Here is a 16,315-nt window from a genome sequence, read left to right as displayed (position 1 = left end):
GGCCACCACGGCCCGGCCGGCACGACGCGACTCAGGCCTGCACGCGGCCGACGTTCTTTTCGTCCTCGGTCGCCTCGCGGACCTCGGCGACCTCGACGGCGAAGTGCAGGGTCTGCCCGGCCAGGGGATGGTTGCCGTCGATGCGGACCTGCGTGTCGGTGACGTCCACCACGGTCACCAGCACCGAGCCCTGGCCGCCCTGCGCCTGGAACTGCATGCCAGGCTCGATGGCGTCCACGCCCTGGAAGGCCTCGCGCGGCAGCGTCTGGACCAGCTCGTCGTTGCGCACGCCGTAGGCCTCCTGCGGCGGCACGTCCACGGTCAGCGTGTCGCCGACCTTGCGGCCGGCCAGCGCCTTCTCCAGGCCCGGGATGATGTTGCCGCCGCCGTGGAAGTAACGCAGCGGTTGCCCGGCGGGCGACTTGTCGAGCACCTCGCCGGCGTCGTTGGTGAGGGTGTAGTGGATGCTGGCGACGCGTGCAGCGGCGATCTCCATGGGATCTCCTTGGAAGCGGATGAGAAAGGGAGGCGTGACCGAGACGAACGGCACCGGACGACACACGGTGCGCATGGCACGGCGCTACCCTACCGGGCGGGCCCGCCCGGCGCAAACCGGGCCGATCCGCCGCCAGCCCCCTCAAGGGTCTTCCACGCGCCATGGACCCCGCCGGGACGCCCCGCGCACGGGATGACGCGAAGATGAACCGGTCGCTTTCCCCCTAGGGCGACCCCCAGGTCCTGGCGCCACCGGCAGCCATTACGTTGGCAGCCGATCGCATCGCGCCGCTCGACGGGCCGGTGCCCCACGGTTTCGGAGTTGGAGTACGACATGACGGATGGTGCCTCTGGCGTTTCGGGTGGTGGCGGTTCCAACGCGGCGGATGCCGCCAACGACGCGGCGAACTCCGCGGCGGCCGAGGCGGCTGCCAGCGCCGTCGAGGCCATGGGCCCTGCATCGTCCCAGGCGTCGCGCTCTGCTGAGGCCGCCATGTCCGCAGTCGAGGCGGGCGACGTGTGTGCGGCCGAAGCGGCGCTGTCCCAGGCCGAGGCCGCATCGCAGCAGCTCTCGGAAGCGGCCCAGGCGGTCGCCGACATCGCAGCGCAAACCCCCAATCCAACGACCGAGTCGGCGGCGGCGTTCGCGGCCGAGGATGCACAGCACGCTGCGGCTGCGGTCGATACCGCCCGCCAGGCGGTCGAAGGCATGAAGAAGGACGAGGGTGTCAGCAGTTGCATTTCCCAGGCCCCGACCTCGCCGACCCACGGCCTGGCCCTGAACACGATCGAGCAGCTCTGGGCCTGAGCCCGGTGGCATGCCGCGAATGCCGCCCTTCGGGGCGGCATTGTCGTGTCTGGGTCCAGGAGCCGGCTCGTCCCTGATCGGCGTGGCCGCCGGCGGCGGGCGCGGGGAACAGGCGCAGCGGCGCGCAGCGCGATCAGAGCCTGGCGTCGACTTTCAGGTCGCCCGGCCGGATCCAGCCGCGGCGCCGCATCGGTGCGGCGATCGCCAGCGTCAGCAGCGCCGGTGCCAGGAAATGCAACAGGCCGATCGACAGCCACACCGACGGCGCGTGCCCCATCGCCGCCAACGTGCCGACCTGGCCGACGAAGCCGCTGGTGCCCATGCCCGAGCCGGTCGGCACGTTCTGCATGCCGAAACCCAGCGTCGCGACGGGACCGAGGATCGCGCCGGCCAGCGTCGGCGGGATCCAGATCCGCGGATTGCGCACGATGTTGGGCAGCTGCAGCATGCTCGTGCCCAGGCCCTGGCTGAGCAGCCCAGACGTGCCGTTCTCGCGCCAGCTCATGACCGCGAAGCCGACCATCTGCGCCGCGCAGCCCACCGTCGCCGCGCCGCCGGCCAGGCCGCCCAGGCCCAGCGAGATCGCCAGCGCCGCGCTCGAAGTCGGGCCGGTCAGGATCATGCCCATCGCCACGGCGATCAGCACGCTCATCAGCAGCGGCTGCAGCGTCATCGCCCATTCGATGGTCTGCCCGGTCGCCGCGAGCACGTTGCCGATCACCGGCGCCAGCGCATGCGCGGTGGCGAAGCCGGCGACCAGCGCTGCGGCAGGCGTCACGATGATGTCGATCGGCGTCGTGCGGCTGACCAGCTTGCCGATCTCGGTGCCCACCGCGACCGCGACGAAGCAGCCGACCGGCCCGCCGAGCTTCGCGCCCAGCAGCCCCGTCGCGGCGCTGGCGAAGATCACGATCGGCGGGCCCTTCAATCCGTAGGCGACCGCCACGCCGATCGCGGCCCCCATGGCCTGCTGCGCCATCGTGCCGGCGTCGATCAGCCACGCCTGCGCGGTCCAGCCGCCGACGGTCTTGAGGATCAGCCCGATCACCAGCGAGCCGAACAGGCCCAGCGTCATCGCGTTGAGCGCCTCGATGCCGTAGCGCCGCAGCGAGAACTCGATGTCGCGCGCGCGCAGGAAGGAGGTCAGGGACATGGCCGTGCCGGGGGAAGGAGACGGAACGGCCGGGACGGACCGCGCGGATCGAACGAGCGCGCAAGGATAGCGGCCGCGCCGCGCGTCTGCGCGCGTCCGACGTCGAGGCATTGCGCGGTCGCGCCGGCAGCCAGGGCCGTGCCGTACTACTCGATCCTGCGCCAGGTGCCGTCTTCGAGGGCCATGATGTCCTTCGGGCCGATCGCCCACAGCATGCCGTCGGCCGTGCTCAGCGTACCGACGGTGTCCGGTGCATCGGCACCGAACGCCACCGGCGACAGGGTCCCGCCGTCCAGCGTGGACAGGCCGGTGCGCGTGGCGACATACAGCGTGCCGGCGTGCCAGGCCATGTCGCCGATGTCGCCGACAAGCGGATCGAGCGGCAGCACCCGCCAGTCCTCGCCCCGGCCGGCCACGACCAGGCCGCGGCGTCCCCATGCATAGACCTGCCCGTCGCCCGCGCACAGCACGCCGGTCAGCACGTGCGCGGTCGGGCTCGGCCGCTGCGTCCACTGCCGGCCGTCGAAGTGCCAGATCTCGCCGTCCCAACCGACCGCGTACAGGTCGGCTTCGTCGAAGCCGTCGATCGCCTCGAAGCCCTTGACCTCGCCGACTGCCGGACGGATGGCCTCGTCCAGGCACGTCCACTGGTCCACCGCGTCGCGGCGATAGACCTGGCGGTGCATGCCGACGGCGAAGGTCCGCTCGCCGATGGTGCGCACCGCACGCAGGTGACCCCGTTCGGCGGGGTCGCTGCCGGGCGCGTGGATCCGCTCCTCGCGGTCGTCCTGGGTGCCGAACAACTTCGCCTCGCCGTCCGGCGAGATCGCGATCATCTGCTGCAGCGGATGCCGGCTGATGGCCATGCTCACCGTCGCCCAGTACGTGGCGCCGATGTAGCCCCATTTGTCGTCGCCGTCCTGCTGCAGATCCCAGTCGTACAGATGCGTGTGGCCGATCCTCGCCTCGATGTTGTCGTCGGTCATGGCCACGTAGGCCAGGTCGCGATACCGGACTGCGCCGGTGACGAGCGTCATGTCAGGGGTGTGCCGTTTTGACATTGGGCGTGGTCGCCTGGTTGCGGATTGTCCAGTCTACCGGCGCCGCCATCGGCCGATACGCATGCGCGCGCGTGCCGGCCTCGACAGGCGCGACCACGCGCATTTACGATGCGGCGCGATCGCACCACATGCAGGGAATGCAACATGCCGCTATCAACGGCGCGCGCAAAGCAACGCGCGACCTTGCCGCTGCCGTCCAGGCAGGGCGTCATGCCATCCTCGGGCGCGACGCGCCTCGCCGTTGCGAACGCATGGTTTTCCGGTGCTGGCGCCCTTGGACCGGACCTTCGACGGCAGGCGCGCCGATGAGCAACCCGTACTCGTTCCTCGGCGGCTGCGTCCAGAGCCGTGACGTATTGCGCACGATCGCGCAGATCGACCAGCTCACCGCGCAGGGATCGACGTGGTCCAACCTGTTCAAGCGGGATCAGGCCCAGGGCCGCTGGTTCTCGTTCAAGCTCGAATGGACCGCGACGCGCATCTGCACGCTCGTCCAGCCCGAGCTCACGGTACTCGCCACCGGCCCCGATGGCATCGTCTCGGCCAGCATCATTGCAGGCGCTACTGAGGAAACGATCGACGCCACCGACAACGGCCCGTCGCGCCGCGGCCCGATCCGCGACCTGCGCGTGATCGACGGCGTCCCCTACGCCGTGGGCATGGGCCGGCAGGTCTACCGGCGCGAGGCACCGGACCAGTGGACGCGCCAGGACGACGGCGTGGTGCTGCCGCGCGGGGTGATCGAACTCTGCGGCTTCAACGCCATCGACGGCATCGGCGAGCGCGACCTGCACGCGGTCGGCTTCAACGGCGAACTGTGGCAACGCACCGACGGCACCTGGCGCCGCCACGACAGCCCGACGCCGCGGGTGCTGCACGCGGTCGCCGCTGTCCGCGAAGACCTCGCCTACGCGTCGGGCCAGCTCGGCACGCTGCTGCGCTACGACGGCGACCGCTGGCGGGCCATCGAGCACGGCACCGACCTCGACGACCTGTGGGGCCTGGCCTGGTTTCGCGGCACGCTGTACGCGGCCTGCGACCAGGGCCTGTTCCGGTTGGAAGGCGACCGCCTGGCGAAAGTCGACATGGGCCTGCCGCATGCGCCGACCTGCCGCCATCTGAGCGTCGGCGACGGCGTGCTGCTGTCGTGCGGTCCCAAGCACATCGTGTGGACCGACGATGGCGAGGCCTGGCACGACATCACCCCGTGAGCGGCGTGCCCGCCTCGCGGCAGTGGACGGCCCGCATCGCGCGCAAGGGCGGGGCGTCGCCCGCCCGCACATCGAGAGGACATCGCCCGGATGACATCGTTCCGCTTCGAGGACATCGGCTACCGCTACCGCGGCGGCGCGGTGCGTTACCACGACCTGGCCTATGTGCTGTGCATCGATCCTGACCTCGAGCAGGACGGTCTGCCGCATACCAGCTTCTACGCGTGGGATGCCGGTGGCTGGGGCATGTACGAAATCGGCCGTTGGGCCGCGCATTCGGTCTGCGTCACGCGCCATCCGAAGGAACAGGCCGTCGCGCTGGGCGCGGGCGGCGACATCCGCGTCATGGGCAACAACGACGACTACGACGAGCGCATCGACGTGCCCGGCACGACGCTGTCCACGCTGCGCGAGATCCGCAACGTCGCCGGCCATGCCTACGTCTGCGGCATGGACCGCCAGGTCTTCAAGCGCACGGGTGTGGGCGAATGGATCGCGCTGCATGGCGACCTGCCGCAGCAGCCGGCGCCCGACCTCGTGTTCGGTTTCGAGTCGATCCACGGACGCGCCGAGGACGACCTGCATGCGGTCGGCTGGCACGGCGAGATCCGGCACTTCGACGGCACCCGGTGGCACGCCTGCGACAGCCCCACGCAGGCGATCCTGACCCGTGTGCTGCACGCCGACGACGGCTGGGCCTACGCCTGCGGGCAGCGCGGCGCGCTGCTGCGCGGTCGCGGCACGGACTGGGAGGCTATCGCGCACGATGCGACCGATGCGGACTTTACCGACCTGTGCTGGTTCGACGGCGCGCTGTACCTCGCGACGCTGCACGCGCTGTACGTGCTGCGCGACGGCGTCCCGGTGCTCGCCGACCTCGGCGACTTGGTGCCCACGAGCTGCCACCGGCTGAGCGCCGCCGACGGCCTGCTGTGGTCGGTCGGCGCCGACGACATCCTGGCCTTCGATGGCCGGCAGTGGACGCGTGTCGTGTGAGGCGCATGGCCTCAGAAGACGATCCGGCCCCACGCTGTGCCGTCGATCGCTGTGGGCGGGGGCGCCACGAGGTCACGCATACGGCATTTCCTGCCAGCGCCTGCCGTCCGTCGAACGGATGGCGATGCGATCCCCCACCGCCCAGATCGCCTCGGCGCTCGCGGACAGGCGATGGAGCCCGCTGGCCCGGCTGATTTCCGGCTCCAGCGGGATCTCCTGGAGCGCCTCGCCGTCGAGCACGAACAGTGCGCTCGCCGTGCACAGGTGCAGCCTGCCGGCAAACCAGCAGGCGCCCCAGAAGTCCTGTCGGGTAAGGGCCTGCGGCAGCAGCTGCCATTGCGCATCGCGGCGCACCAGCAGCGTGCCTTGCTGGCCCGCTGCGTACACCACGCCGTCGGCGCCACAGACCACGCGATGCAGCGCCAGCGTCGTTGGGCTGCGCTCCCGCACCCACTGCGTCCCGTCGAAGCACCAGAGTTCGCCGTGCCAGCCCGCTGCGAACAGCGCGTCCGCACCGAAGCCATCGATCGCGTTGAATCCGGCGCCGGTGTCATCCGGCGCCGCTACGCGCACGCCGGCATCGATGCGCACCCAGTGCGCCTCGCCGTCGCAGCGGTAGACGCAGCGGCCCATGCCGACTGCGTACACACGATCGCCGATCACTTGGATGTCGCGCATGCCGCCGCCCAGGCGCGGGTCGTCGCTGCCGGCATCGATGTGCTCCTCGGAGAAATCCTTCGCCCCCCAGCGAACCACGCGGCCGTCGTGGCCAAGCATCAGCAAGGCGGTGTCGGGCCGGGTCTGCAGGCACAGGGCCACCGGGCCGATCGCGAACGCCTTGCGACTCCACGCGCCGTTCCAGCTCAGCACCGCGCCGACCGGCGGATCGTCGTCGTCCTCGTGCGCAGGCGATGCGGCCATGAAGGCACGGTCCTCGCGGACCGCGGCCACGTCGACGAAGCGCCAGGGAAACTGCTCGGGGGCTGCCACGTGTCGTCGCTCCTGCGTTGTTCGATGCCCGTCCGGGATTCACGTATTGTCGCGCAAGGCGGAACGGGGGTGCGCCAGCGGGCATGAGACGAGCCGTCGACGGATCGGCGTGGATCGCGACGTGCGATCCGTCGGGGGCTTTCGGATTAGAACGTCATCGCTTCGGCCGTCGGGGCCAGCGGCGCGAAGCGTGCACTGCGGAAATCGTGCAGCAGCCTGGCCGCGCCAGCGCCGCCCGCCAGGTCGCGTTCGCGTAAGCGGTACAGGCAGCCGTCCTGTGCGAACACCAGGTCGCCGTCGTCCCAGTCGGCCCAATCGCTGCCGGGCAGGTCGACCAGCCATTGTCCGGCGTGGTCGAGTACCCGGTGGTCGAGGCCGTACCAGGCGGTGTTGCGGCCGCCCACTGTGTGCAGCAGCGCTTGGAGTCGCCGTCCGTCCCGACCGGTCTTCTCGGTGAGCTGCGGCCGGGTGAAGCGGTACAGCGCCGTCCGGCTGGGGCCTCGGGCGATGCCCTCGCCCGGATCGAGCGGCCGCCAGCCGTCGCGCTGGCGCAGCGCGCCGTCGATCGGCGCATCCTCGCCATGGCCCGCGTCGCGGCCGAGCGGACGCACCCGCAGGCTTTGCGGCGGCTGGAAGCCCGGTGCGAGCGCGGTCTCGTCGCGCGCGCCGCCGACGCGATGGTTGAGCAGCAACGTGCGCTCGTCCTCGAACACGCCGCCCCCGCCCCAGGCATCGCCTTTCGGCCACAGCGCCAGCGCGGTGAGGAAGGGCGGCTTCGACAGCGCCGTCCAGCTACCGTACGGTCCGCGGTTGGTCGCAGCGAAGTAGACCAGCAGCCGGCCCGAGGGCGACAGGTCGCAACGCCGCTCGTAGATGCGGCCCTTGAACCACTGCCCGTGCTCGAAACGGTCCTCGCGCAGGTCCCAGCGGATCAGCTGCACCTGCCGGCTCGGCCCGCGCCGGAACACCACGCCCGTGCGCGCCTCGCGCGCCAGCAATGCGTACAACCGGGTGGCCGCGGGCGGACCAGCGTCGGCGATGGTGGCGGACTCGGGAATGGCGATGGCCTGGGTTCGAAATGCCCGGGCAGGCTACCGCCGCGGGCCTGGGGCGCGAAAGGTGGGGCGGCGCCTTCCGCGGTCAGGTGATGGCGTGCCAGGCGATGCCATCGTCGCTCCAGCACTGGTGCTTGCGACCGGTCGAGAGCAGCACGCCATCGGCGGCATGCAGCTGGCCGCAGGTGACGTCTGTGCCCAGGCCCATGTCGACGCGCTTGGGGCGCAGGTCGCTGGCGAGCCGGTACAGCGCATCGCTGGTGGCGATGTAGATCGCGTCGCCGAAGGGCTGGATGTCCCAGATCTGCGTCTCGATCTCCGTGTTGATCGTGCGCCAGCCGCCCGAGTCGAGCAGCGCGAGTGCACCGTGCTGCCCGGCGACGAGCACACGCCCGTCGGGCAGCACATGCACGGCGTTGAGGATCGACGCGACCGGGCTCTCGAGTGGGCGCCACTGCTCGGCTTCCCGGCACCAGATTTCGCCGCCGAAACCCACCGCGTACAGCGTCGCCTCGTCGCGCCCGTGGATGGCGTTGAAGCCGACCAGCGCCATCTCGTCGGACGATTGCAGCACGCCTGCATCGTGACGCGCCCACGTGCCGCTCCGGTCGCGGCGGTATACCTGCCGCGCCATGCCGACCGCATAGACCCCGTCGCCGATGGTCTGCAGATCGCGGATCACCCCGTGCACGTCCGGCCCGTCGCCGGGCGGCGCGACCGTCGTGTCCTCCAGGCCGGCTGCCGTGGCCTGGCCGACGCGCCCGTCCGGACCGGTGTAGACCAGCGTCAGGCCGACATCGTCGACCGCCGGCAGGATCGCCATCCGCGTGCAATCCCACTGAAGGTGATAGACCGACCTCGCAGCCGAGGGCATCGCCCACTTGATCATGCTGGTGTTCGGCGCGCCCATCCGCGTCAACGAATCGATCTGCGCCACCGCCCGGAGCGTGTGCCGATCCTGCACCAAGCCGTGCAGGTAGCTGTAGCCATTGTCGGTCATGCCTCGATCAGTTCCTTTTCATCGTGGATGTCATGCGGGGGAAGAGCCACGGGCGGCAGTCGGGGACGTCAGCGCGGGACCAGCGTGATGTTCGGATGCGCGGCGAGGATCTCCAGCACGATCTCGAAGTAGGTCTGCCCGGTGCCGGCGTCCAGCGCGTCGAGCTGGCGCTGCACGTGCGCCACGTTGAAGCGCTCGGGCTGCGCGAGCTTGGCCTGCAGGAAGCGGCGCGTTGTCTCGACGCCCAGGTCCTGCCGGTTCTTCTCGAATGCCGTCCATACCAGCGTCGCCGGCGCGTTGCCGTCGAGCGCGCCGTAGCCACCGTAGAGCATGTCGTCGAGCGCATCCAGGCTCGGCCCGAGCGCCCAGTCGACGTCCGCCATGAAGACGCGGTTGATTTCGTCGTAGAACGACGGGATGTCGTGGATGCGGGTGCCGTCGAGCAGCAGGGACTGGGACGCGGTGGGCAAGGCGGTCGGAATCGAGTGCGCGAAGAGGCCGAGCCTGATCGAAGCGGGCGGAAAAGTGAACCTGCAGGCGGTGTGGAGATCGGGAGGGCCAGATGGATCGTCGTCGGGGACACGACCACGAGTGGCGGCGCAGTCGTGGGCGGATCGCCGTTCACCGATATCGACGGCAAGCTCGTGGCTTGGGCGAACGACGGCGCGGTCTGCGGCCAACATGGCGCAACGACGATCGCCACGGGCGACGTCATGTCGATCATCGATGGTCACCATCGACCATGCCGACGCGCTCAACCGGCTGGCGCAGACCCTAATGGTGCATGGCGACGTGCTGGCTTCCGGCCATAAAGACGATCTGGCGGACGCGACGATCCCGGCATTGGGGCTGGTGATCTAGGAGGGCGCGGATGCCGTGCGGGAAATCCTGGACAAGGTGCAGGCGCAGTTGATCGAACGCGCTGGCAAGCCGCGTGGCGGCGTGCGCGAGGACGCGCCTGTTTACGGCGTGGTGCCGCCGGCGCCCGCGCCGATGCGTCCGGCCCTGCACTGATCGGCTGATGGGGTCGGGTTCGCCGCGGGTCCTGCCGCACAGCGGCGGGCCCGATCCCGTTGTCGACCGCCGTTCGCGTTCGCGCGAACGCCCGTTCGTCACGGAGGATTGCCATGCATCGCCAACCCGAGACCGCCCACGCAGCCGAGCGCGGGGCCGAGTTCACTTCCCGTATCCATTCCGCGCCCCCAACGCTGACCTTCTCTCCCATGCCGATGACGACTGCCTGACCTGCCCAGCCCTCTTCGCCAGCCACGGCGCTGCAAGATCGGCTATCGGCATTACGCATCGCGCGATCGCTACCGGGGCGACGACGAAGTGCCATACCTGCGTTGCGTGGGCTCTGGCTCGAAGCGCTGGGCTTTACCGTCGGCACCCGTCTGCGGATCACGGCCGAAGCCGGCGTGCTGACGCTGACGGTCGACGGCGCGGAGACCTGACATGGACCGTCATCTTCCGTCGTTCGGCATCAGCCTCGACCAGGTGGACCGCTCCGACAGCCTGATCCGGATCATCGTGGCGCAAGGCGACGTACTGTCGTCCGTCGATTCGCGACAGCTCGAAGCCGACAGCGTGCCCGCGCTTGGCGATGCGATCTATGAAGCGGGTGTGGCCCTGCGCACGTTGATGGAGCAGGTGGGCGAGCAGGCGCTGCAGGGCGCAGACGCAGGAGGCTTGGCCGGTGGGATGTCTGAATCTCGCGGGTAGCGTGATGGTGTGCGATTACGGAGGTCAAGTATTCTCGGCGCTATGGCAGTTTTGCAAGATGACGGTGAGCGACCAGTCATCGTGGAGCCTGGGCTCGCAGCAGACGTTTTCCGCAGAGTAGGTAGCAGGCCATGAAACCCTCCGACGCCATCCGCCACCAGTTGACCGCGCTGCACGGCACCGCCCGCCGTTTTCGGGTCGCCAATCCGCGCGTCTACGGATCGGTGGTGCATGGGACCGACCGTGACGGCAGCGACCTCGATCTGTTGGTGGACCCCACGCCTGAAACTACGCTGTTCGACCTCGGTGGGCTGCAAGCTGCCTTGGAGGAGCTGCTCGGTGTCCCGGTCGACGTGCGCACGCCTGGCGACCTGCCTGCGAGGTTCCGGGACACTGTGCTGCGGGAAGCCCGACCGCTGTGAGCGACGATCGGTTTGCGGGTTGGCTGGAGGACATGCGCGGGGCGGCGCAACAAGCCTGCGGTTATGTCGAAGTCATGACGCGCGAAGATTTCCTGGGGGATCCTCGCACCCAGCAAGCGGTCGCCATGAACTTGCTGATCATCGGAGATTGCAGCCAAGTTGATCGAGCGATACCCGGAGCGGCTCACAAGGTATCCCCAGATCCCGTGGTCAGGCATGAAAGGCATGCGCAATCGTATTGCGCACGGCTACTTCGAGATCGACATGGGCGTGGCTTGGGAAACCGTGCAACGTGCCTTGCCGGAGCTGGTTGGACGGATTGAAGCATCGGCCGAGTAACGCCTCCGGTGCTGATTACCGGATTCCTGTTTTAACGAAATATTGACAACACCCCAGGCCAGTTCCACAGTGCGCGCGCCCGGATGGGCATCCACTTTCTGGAAGGACCTGATGAAGCACACCCTGATCCTCGCCGCCGCCATCGCGCTGGCCGGCGTCTCGACGCACGCCGCCGCCAGCGGCGCCTTCATCCGCGGCGAGGTCGGCAGCGCGGACACCGAGGCCCGCTACGACGGCCTGCGCGAAAGCGATTCGGACACCTCGGCGCTGTTCGCCGGCGGCTACTGGTTCACGCCCAACATCGCCGTCGAAGGCCATGCCGGCACGCTGTACACCGAAGACCTGGGCCACGACACCGATTTCGACCTGGTGACGTTCGGCGTCGGCGTGGCGCTGAAGAAGAACTTCGGCACCGACGGCGCAGGATTCTTCGTCGGCGCGCGCGCAGGCGTGGCGCGCATGGTGGCGCAGATCCGCGAGGACACGTTCGACGTCGTCGACGACGAGGGCTCGACCAAGCCCTACTACGGCGCGACGCTCGGCTACGACTTCAACCGCCGCTGGGGCCTGAGCCTGAACTACACGCGCCACCGCGGCGAGTTCTCCGGCATCGAGGTCGACGTGGACAACGTGACCGTGGGCGGCGAATTCCGCTTCTGATCCGTCGCCATCGCGTCATTGCGACGGCAGGTCCGGCATCGGGCCTGCCGCCGTCGCTCGAAGCGAGGTCATGGATGCGGTGACCAGAGCACACCACGCCATTGCGGAAGGCACAAACGCGTTTGCCTGCCCCGCACGCTGCATGTTCCGACGGCGATCCGGATACGGCGTTGGATCAGCGAAGGGTGTGCGGATTTCCGGCCTGGGCGGTATCCGTGCTGGCCGACGACTCGACGGTCGTCATCGCGACGGCGGGCCGCGGCGGAAGGGATGCCAGTGCGTTCACCAGGGTGTTGGCCGACTGCCTGTGGTAGCGCTCCCGGTTCTCGAGCGACAGCCACGTTTCGCGCTGGATTTCGGCCGGGCTCAGGCGCAAAGGATGAGAGAACAGGCGCTGGATATCCATCGTGCTTCTCCTTGCTGACACGACCCCGGCGGCGATTGGGACAGGGCGTCCTGTCCAGGGGACGTTGGCGGCCATGGTGCAGTGGGAGACATCCACACGATGTGTCCACCGGCGCGCCCGACACAATCGTTTGCAAATCCCTGTCGCGTCCGAGCGTGCATTGCGCTCGAACGAACGTCCACGCGTGCTCGAACGGACCGTGCCCCGGGCATGGCGAGGCACGGTGTGGGAGGCGGCTAACGGACGTCGTCGCGGTACGCGCGCACGTGCTCGACCAGCGCGCGCAGCTTCGGCGGCTGGTGGCGGCGGTTGGGGAAATACAGGAAGAACCCAGGGAACGGCGGCAGGTAGTCCTGCAGCAGCGGCACCAGTGCGCCGCGCGCGAGGTAGGGTGCGAACGTCTCCTCGATGCCGAACGTGATGCCGCCCCCGGCCAGCGCGGTGCGGATCATCAGCAGCATGTCGTTGGTCGTGACCTGGGGCGCGACCTGCACGTCGAACGGGCGGCCGTCCTCGACGAACTCCCAGCGATGCGGGGCGACTGCCGGCGTCATGCGCCAGCCGATGCAGCGGTGCGCGACGAGCTCGCGCGGATGCGCAGGCACGCCGTGGCGGGCGAGGTAGTCCGGCGCGGCCACGGCGACCTCTCGCTGCGGGCCGGTCAGCGGCACGGCGACCATGTCCTGCTCGATCACCTCGCCCAGGCGCACGCCGGCGTCGAAGCCGGTGGCGACGATGTCGAAGGTCTCGTCGGTGACGGTCACGTCCAGCACGATGCCGGGATAGGCCTGGGCGAACGTCGCGATCAGCGGGCCAGAGAGGAAGCGCTCGGCGATCGAGGTGACGGCCACGCGCAGCAGGCCGCGCGGCGGGCCGTCGTCGACGGCTTCGTCGAGCGCGGTGCCCAGGGCGTCCAACGGCGCGGCGACCTGGCGGTGCAGGCGCTCGCCGGCCTCGGTCAGGCGGACGCTGCGCGTGGAGCGCTGCACCAGCGCGACACCGAGCGTGTCCTCGAGCCGGCGGATGCCCTGGCTGACCGCCGAGCGGGTCACGCCGAGGCGGTCGGCCGCGGCGCGGAAGTTCGGGCCCTCGGCGACGGCGAGGAAGACGCGCAGCAGGTTGAGGTCGAGGTCCATTGGTGAGCGAGTCTAACCAGCGCGTGCAGTGGCGAGGGAATACCGGCGACGCGGCACGCCGCGGACGATGGGCGCCCCCCAACCGGAGCGTTCCCATGCAGACCCTGACCGACCGCATCGTCCTGATCACCGGCGCCAGCAGCGGCATCGGCGCCGCCACCGCGCGCGATCTCGCGGCGCGCGGCGCCACCGTCGTGCTCGGCGCGCGTCGCACCGAACGCCTCGAAGCACTCGTCGCCGAGATCGGGGCCGCTGGCGGGCGGGCCGAGGCCCGTGCGCTGGACGTCGTCTCGCGCGAGGACGTGCAGGCGTTCGGCGATCACGCGCTCGCCGCGCACGGGCGCATCGACGCCATCGTCAACAACGCCGGAGTGATGCCGCTCTCGCCGCTGTCGGCGCTCAAGCTCGACGAATGGAACCGGATGATCGACGTGAATCTGCGCGGCGTGCTGCACGGCATCGCCGCGGTGCTGCCGGCGATGGAGCGCCAGGGCTTCGGCCACGTGGTCAACGTGGCCTCGATCGGCGCGCACCGGGTGTTCCCCACGTCGGCCGTCTACTGCGCGACCAAGTACGCGGTGTGGGCGCTGTCGGAAGGCCTGCGCCAGGAGACCGACCGCCTGCGCGTGACCGTGGTCAGCCCCGGCACGACGACCTCGGAGCTCGCCGACACGATCACCCATGCGGGCGCGGCCGAGGGCATGCGGGATTTCCGCAGAATCACGATCGCACCGGCGGCCGTCGCGCGCGCGATCGCCTACGCGCTGGAACAGCCGGCGGATGTCGATGTCAGCGAGGTGCTCGTGCGCCCGGTGGCGAGTCCGTACTGAACACGGTGCGCGGACGTGCGCACGCCCTCCGCTTCGCGAAAGGGCACGCGCTGACGGTCAGCCGATGCAGCGTGCGCCACGCCGCGTTGGCCTGCCCGGCCGACGCGTGGCACCACGCATGTGGCTCAGCGGTCGCGCTGCGCGCGCGCCTCGCCGGCCGACCCGGCACCGAACAGCGGCACCAGCTGCCACAGGGCCGACAGGCCCACCAGCACGTAGACGGCCCGTGCGAGCGGGGCGTCCTGCCCGCCGAAGATCGCCGCGACGAGGTCGAACTGGGCGAGGCCGACCAGCCCCCAGTTGATGCCGCCGATGATGACCAGGACCAGGGTCACGATGTTGATCGTCTTCATGTTCGCCTCCGGGGCGGTGGGCACAGCGGCAGGGGACGCCGCACGCTCGCACCGTGCGCGTGAACGCCAGGAGACGCCGGCAGCGCGACGCGGCCGCGACCGGGACGAGACTTCCCGGATGCGGCGGTCCACGGTGCGTCGCCGCCGCGGTGGGAGCCGGCCGCCTCAGCGCCGCCACATCCGCGCCTGCCGCGGCGGCAGGCGGAAGGTGTAGGCGGCGCGGTCGATGACGATCGTGTTGCCGGTGTCGAGCACGTCGGTGTAGGGCTCGTGCCAGTGCAGCACGCTGCCGTCCATCGACACGGTCGCCTCCACCGGCGTGCCGCACTTGTTGATGCCGACGATGCCGGCATCGCCGCGGCGCAGCAGCAGGTGGCAGGCGCCGTAGGACAGCACCTGCATGTCGCGGCCCTGCATGGCGTTGTGGAAGCCGACCATGCGCACCAGGTCCGCGCGGCGCCAGGCATCCACCCAGCGGCCGTCGCCGCTTTCGTCGTTGTCGGAATACAGCATCGGTACACCGCCGTCGCGGCCCAGCAGATAGGCGTAGGCGAGCGTCTCGTCGACCGGGTCGAGGATCGCGTAGCGGAAGCCGGCGTTGTTGGGGATGTCGTGGGTCACGGCGAACGTCACCGCGCGCGCAGCCGGCAGCGCCTGGCCGAACGCGCCCGGGTCGACCAGTGCCTGCAGGCCGCCGGACGGCAGCAGGGCGTTGCGCAGCGCGTTGAACAGCGGGAAGTCGTAGGCGCCGTGCGGGGTCTGTGCCAGGTACGGCGCGAGGAAGCCGTCGTAGTCGCCGGTACCGGCGCCGCCGGTGGTGATGACCTCGCCGAACACGTGCGCGCCAGCGCGGATGCCGGCGTCGAACACGCGGTTCATGTGCTCGAAGGTCATGTGCTTGGCGGCGTCGACGCGAAAGCCGGTCACGCCCAGCCCCTTGAGTGCCTGCAGGTAGCTGCGCTGCTGCGCAACGACCCAGTCGTTGGCGACGAGGTCGGGCAGGCCGGGATCGCCATCGCCGCCGCAGATGCGGTAGTGCCGTACCTGGTACGCATCGCCGTAGTCGACGATGCAGGCGGCCGGGCCGAAGTCCGCCGCGCCGAACTGGTTGACCGACAGGTCGCCGAACAGGCGCAGGCCGGCATGGCGCGCCGGGTCGCCGGCATAGGTCGACAGCACCGCGGCGCCCGGATAGTTCAGGTCGGGGCGCATCCACGCCTCGTTGGCCATGTGGTTGAGCACGATGTCGGCGTAGGTCTCCACGCCGTGCTCGGCCAGCGCCTGCACCATGCTGGCGAAGGACTCGGTGTCGCCCAGCGGATGGTCGATCACCCGCAGGTCCTGCGGCTGGTAGCGCGCCCACCACTCATTGCCCTGCGAGCGGTACGCCGGCGCCACCAGCACCTTGCGGTAGCCGGCCTGCGCGATCTGCGCCGCGCGTGCCTCGACGGTGGCGTACGGCCAGTTGAACGCGTGCAGGATGACGTCGGCCTGCGCCGCCCCGGCCGTGCAGGCCAGCAGCAGCCAGGCGGCCAGTCGGCCCCGCCAGCGGGTGGCGGTCTGGCGCGTGCGCGCGCCCGGCGTCGTTCCGGTGATCTCGTCCATGTGCCTGTTCCCCACGACCGCGCCACGCGGCGCGCCGCCGGTGTAGCGGGCATCGCGCTGCAGCATCCAGGGG

Annotated in this window: 21 protein-coding genes and 1 pseudogene; 11 read left to right on the top strand and 11 right to left on the bottom strand. The window is 70.1% G+C overall.

The genetic code is table 11. The features are described from left to right. Positions 1–31: 31 nt before the first annotated feature. Positions 32–496, bottom strand: a complete 465-nt coding sequence (locus WQ56_RS12910) for a peptidylprolyl isomerase (RefSeq protein ID WP_047137534.1) — start codon at positions 494–496, stop codon at positions 32–34. A 333-nt stretch (positions 497–829) separates the two neighbouring features. Between WQ56_RS12910 and WQ56_RS17765 the strand changes: the two genes are divergently transcribed. Continuing rightward, the gene (locus WQ56_RS17765; RefSeq protein ID WP_156170536.1) at positions 830–1,303 is read left to right on the top strand and encodes a hypothetical protein; all 474 of its coding nucleotides are present in this window, start codon (positions 830–832) and stop codon (positions 1,301–1,303) included. Positions 1,304–1,436: 133 nt separating this feature from the next. Here WQ56_RS17765 and WQ56_RS12900 read toward each other — a convergent pair whose 3' ends face one another. Together WQ56_RS12900 and WQ56_RS12895 are read right to left on the bottom strand one after the other, a co-directional pair. Next, positions 1,437–2,456 carry a PTS sugar transporter subunit IIC gene (locus WQ56_RS12900; RefSeq protein ID WP_047137533.1) on the bottom strand — a complete coding sequence of 340 codons (1,020 nt, stop codon included), beginning with the start codon at positions 2,454–2,456 and terminating at the stop codon, positions 1,437–1,439. 146 nt (positions 2,457–2,602) lie between these two features. Further along, entirely contained in the window at positions 2,603–3,493 is an 891-nt protein-coding gene (locus WQ56_RS12895; RefSeq protein ID WP_052773007.1) for a hypothetical protein, read from the bottom strand. Positions 3,494–3,822: 329 nt separating this feature from the next. Between WQ56_RS12895 and WQ56_RS12890 the strand changes: the two genes are divergently transcribed. Both WQ56_RS12890 and WQ56_RS12885 read left to right on the top strand, forming a co-directional pair. After that, complete coding sequence (locus WQ56_RS12890; protein ID WP_047137531.1) at positions 3,823–4,728, top strand: hypothetical protein; 906 nt, start codon at positions 3,823–3,825, stop codon at positions 4,726–4,728. Between the two features lie 90 nt (positions 4,729–4,818). Then, entirely contained in the window at positions 4,819–5,724 is a 906-nt protein-coding gene (locus tag WQ56_RS12885; RefSeq protein ID WP_047137530.1) for a hypothetical protein, read from the top strand. A 72-nt stretch (positions 5,725–5,796) separates the two neighbouring features. Here WQ56_RS12885 and WQ56_RS17760 read toward each other — a convergent pair whose 3' ends face one another. From WQ56_RS17760 to WQ56_RS12865, 4 genes are all read right to left on the bottom strand, one after another. Beyond that, complete coding sequence (locus tag WQ56_RS17760) at positions 5,797–6,714, bottom strand: hypothetical protein (RefSeq protein WP_052773006.1); 918 nt, start codon at positions 6,712–6,714, stop codon at positions 5,797–5,799. Between the two features lie 146 nt (positions 6,715–6,860). Beyond that, entirely contained in the window at positions 6,861–7,721 is an 861-nt protein-coding gene (locus WQ56_RS12875) for a hypothetical protein (protein ID WP_231583417.1), read from the bottom strand. 133 nt (positions 7,722–7,854) lie between these two features. Further along, complete coding sequence (locus tag WQ56_RS12870) at positions 7,855–8,769, bottom strand: hypothetical protein (protein WP_047137528.1); 915 nt, start codon at positions 8,767–8,769, stop codon at positions 7,855–7,857. A 68-nt stretch (positions 8,770–8,837) separates the two neighbouring features. Continuing rightward, positions 8,838–9,239 carry a barstar family protein gene (locus WQ56_RS12865; RefSeq protein WP_047137527.1) on the bottom strand — a complete coding sequence of 134 codons (402 nt, stop codon included), beginning with the start codon at positions 9,237–9,239 and terminating at the stop codon, positions 8,838–8,840. A 256-nt stretch (positions 9,240–9,495) separates the two neighbouring features. Here WQ56_RS12865 and WQ56_RS19425 point away from each other — a divergent pair, with 256 nt between their 5' ends. The 7 genes and pseudogenes from WQ56_RS19425 to WQ56_RS12840 all read left to right on the top strand — a co-directional run bounded on the left by WQ56_RS19425 (position 9,496) and on the right by WQ56_RS12840 (position 11,912). Continuing rightward, positions 9,496–9,630 (top strand): hypothetical protein, encoded by a 135-nt coding sequence (locus WQ56_RS19425; protein ID WP_255350614.1) that lies wholly within the window; start codon positions 9,496–9,498, stop codon positions 9,628–9,630. Between the two features lie 15 nt (positions 9,631–9,645). Continuing rightward, positions 9,646–9,783 (top strand): hypothetical protein, encoded by a 138-nt coding sequence (locus WQ56_RS18725; protein ID WP_156170535.1) that lies wholly within the window; start codon positions 9,646–9,648, stop codon positions 9,781–9,783. Between the two features lie 302 nt (positions 9,784–10,085). Further along, positions 10,086–10,223: pseudogene (locus WQ56_RS19355) on the top strand (SymE family type I addiction module toxin); the annotation flags it as partial. A gap of 1 nt (position 10,224) precedes the next feature. Continuing rightward, positions 10,225–10,491: a hypothetical protein gene (locus WQ56_RS12855; RefSeq protein ID WP_047137525.1), complete on the top strand. Its 267-nt coding sequence runs from the start codon at positions 10,225–10,227 to the stop codon at positions 10,489–10,491. A gap of 131 nt (positions 10,492–10,622) precedes the next feature. Then, entirely contained in the window at positions 10,623–10,913 is a 291-nt protein-coding gene (locus tag WQ56_RS12850; protein WP_047137524.1) for a nucleotidyltransferase family protein, read from the top strand. Positions 10,914–11,129: 216 nt separating this feature from the next. Further along, positions 11,130–11,252 carry a HepT-like ribonuclease domain-containing protein gene (locus WQ56_RS19350; protein WP_231583415.1) on the top strand — a complete coding sequence of 41 codons (123 nt, stop codon included), beginning with the start codon at positions 11,130–11,132 and terminating at the stop codon, positions 11,250–11,252. A gap of 111 nt (positions 11,253–11,363) precedes the next feature. Beyond that, a complete protein-coding gene (locus WQ56_RS12840; RefSeq protein ID WP_047137523.1) occupies positions 11,364–11,912 on the top strand; it encodes an outer membrane beta-barrel protein in 549 nt (182 codons plus the stop codon). A gap of 175 nt (positions 11,913–12,087) precedes the next feature. On the opposite strand, the gene WQ56_RS12835 is transcribed toward WQ56_RS12840, so the two are convergent. Together WQ56_RS12835 and WQ56_RS12830 are read right to left on the bottom strand one after the other, a co-directional pair. Then, positions 12,088–12,318, bottom strand: a complete 231-nt coding sequence (locus WQ56_RS12835) for a hypothetical protein (protein WP_047137522.1) — start codon at positions 12,316–12,318, stop codon at positions 12,088–12,090. Between the two features lie 236 nt (positions 12,319–12,554). After that, on the bottom strand, positions 12,555–13,454 hold the full coding sequence (locus WQ56_RS12830; protein WP_047137521.1) for a LysR family transcriptional regulator: 900 nt from the start codon (positions 13,452–13,454) through the stop codon (positions 12,555–12,557). A gap of 95 nt (positions 13,455–13,549) precedes the next feature. Between WQ56_RS12830 and WQ56_RS12825 the strand changes: the two genes are divergently transcribed. Further along, positions 13,550–14,284 (top strand): SDR family oxidoreductase, encoded by a 735-nt coding sequence (locus WQ56_RS12825; RefSeq protein ID WP_047137520.1) that lies wholly within the window; start codon positions 13,550–13,552, stop codon positions 14,282–14,284. 125 nt (positions 14,285–14,409) lie between these two features. Here the strand turns inward: WQ56_RS12825 and WQ56_RS12820 are convergent, their stop codons facing one another. Then, the gene (locus tag WQ56_RS12820; RefSeq protein ID WP_047137519.1) at positions 14,410–14,637 is read right to left on the bottom strand and encodes a DUF378 domain-containing protein; all 228 of its coding nucleotides are present in this window, start codon (positions 14,635–14,637) and stop codon (positions 14,410–14,412) included. 165 nt (positions 14,638–14,802) lie between these two features. Further along, positions 14,803–16,242 carry an alpha-amylase family protein gene (locus WQ56_RS12815; protein ID WP_156170534.1) on the bottom strand — a complete coding sequence of 480 codons (1,440 nt, stop codon included), beginning with the start codon at positions 16,240–16,242 and terminating at the stop codon, positions 14,803–14,805. Between the last annotated feature and the right edge of the window lie 73 nt (positions 16,243–16,315).

The sequence above is a fragment of the Luteimonas sp. FCS-9 genome, from assembly GCF_001014645.1.
Taxonomy (GTDB): domain Bacteria; phylum Pseudomonadota; class Gammaproteobacteria; order Xanthomonadales; family Xanthomonadaceae; genus Luteimonas.
This window is presented reverse-complemented; position numbering and strand designations above follow the sequence as displayed.

What these genes read in the sequence shown, in the direction of transcription:
- WQ56_RS12900 (WP_047137533.1), bottom strand. Translation starts at nt 2,456, where the DNA reads ATGTCCCTGACCTCCTTCCTGCGCGCGCGCGACATCGAGTTCTCGCTG.
- WQ56_RS12830 (WP_047137521.1), bottom strand. Translation starts at nt 13,454, where the DNA reads ATGGACCTCGACCTCAACCTGCTGCGCGTCTTCCTCGCCGTCGCCGAG.
- WQ56_RS12885 (WP_047137530.1), top strand. Translation starts at nt 4,819, where the DNA reads ATGACATCGTTCCGCTTCGAGGACATCGGCTACCGCTACCGCGGCGGC.
- WQ56_RS12910 (WP_047137534.1), bottom strand. Translation starts at nt 496, where the DNA reads ATGGAGATCGCCGCTGCACGCGTCGCCAGCATCCACTACACCCTCACC.
- WQ56_RS12820 (WP_047137519.1), bottom strand. Translation starts at nt 14,637, where the DNA reads ATGAAGACGATCAACATCGTGACCCTGGTCCTGGTCATCATCGGCGGC.
- WQ56_RS19350 (WP_231583415.1), top strand. Translation starts at nt 11,130, where the DNA reads ATGAAAGGCATGCGCAATCGTATTGCGCACGGCTACTTCGAGATCGAC.
- WQ56_RS12850 (WP_047137524.1), top strand. Translation starts at nt 10,623, where the DNA reads ATGAAACCCTCCGACGCCATCCGCCACCAGTTGACCGCGCTGCACGGC.
- WQ56_RS17765 (WP_156170536.1), top strand. Translation starts at nt 830, where the DNA reads ATGACGGATGGTGCCTCTGGCGTTTCGGGTGGTGGCGGTTCCAACGCG.
- WQ56_RS12890 (WP_047137531.1), top strand. Translation starts at nt 3,823, where the DNA reads ATGAGCAACCCGTACTCGTTCCTCGGCGGCTGCGTCCAGAGCCGTGAC.
- WQ56_RS19425 (WP_255350614.1), top strand. Translation starts at nt 9,496, where the DNA reads ATGGTCACCATCGACCATGCCGACGCGCTCAACCGGCTGGCGCAGACC.
- WQ56_RS12855 (WP_047137525.1), top strand. Translation starts at nt 10,225, where the DNA reads ATGGACCGTCATCTTCCGTCGTTCGGCATCAGCCTCGACCAGGTGGAC.
- WQ56_RS12815 (WP_156170534.1), bottom strand. Translation starts at nt 16,242, where the DNA reads ATGGACGAGATCACCGGAACGACGCCGGGCGCGCGCACGCGCCAGACC.
- WQ56_RS12870 (WP_047137528.1), bottom strand. Translation starts at nt 8,769, where the DNA reads ATGACCGACAATGGCTACAGCTACCTGCACGGCTTGGTGCAGGATCGG.
- WQ56_RS12825 (WP_047137520.1), top strand. Translation starts at nt 13,550, where the DNA reads ATGCAGACCCTGACCGACCGCATCGTCCTGATCACCGGCGCCAGCAGC.
- WQ56_RS12840 (WP_047137523.1), top strand. Translation starts at nt 11,364, where the DNA reads ATGAAGCACACCCTGATCCTCGCCGCCGCCATCGCGCTGGCCGGCGTC.
- WQ56_RS12895 (WP_052773007.1), bottom strand. Translation starts at nt 3,493, where the DNA reads ATGACGCTCGTCACCGGCGCAGTCCGGTATCGCGACCTGGCCTACGTG.
- WQ56_RS12835 (WP_047137522.1), bottom strand. Translation starts at nt 12,318, where the DNA reads ATGGATATCCAGCGCCTGTTCTCTCATCCTTTGCGCCTGAGCCCGGCC.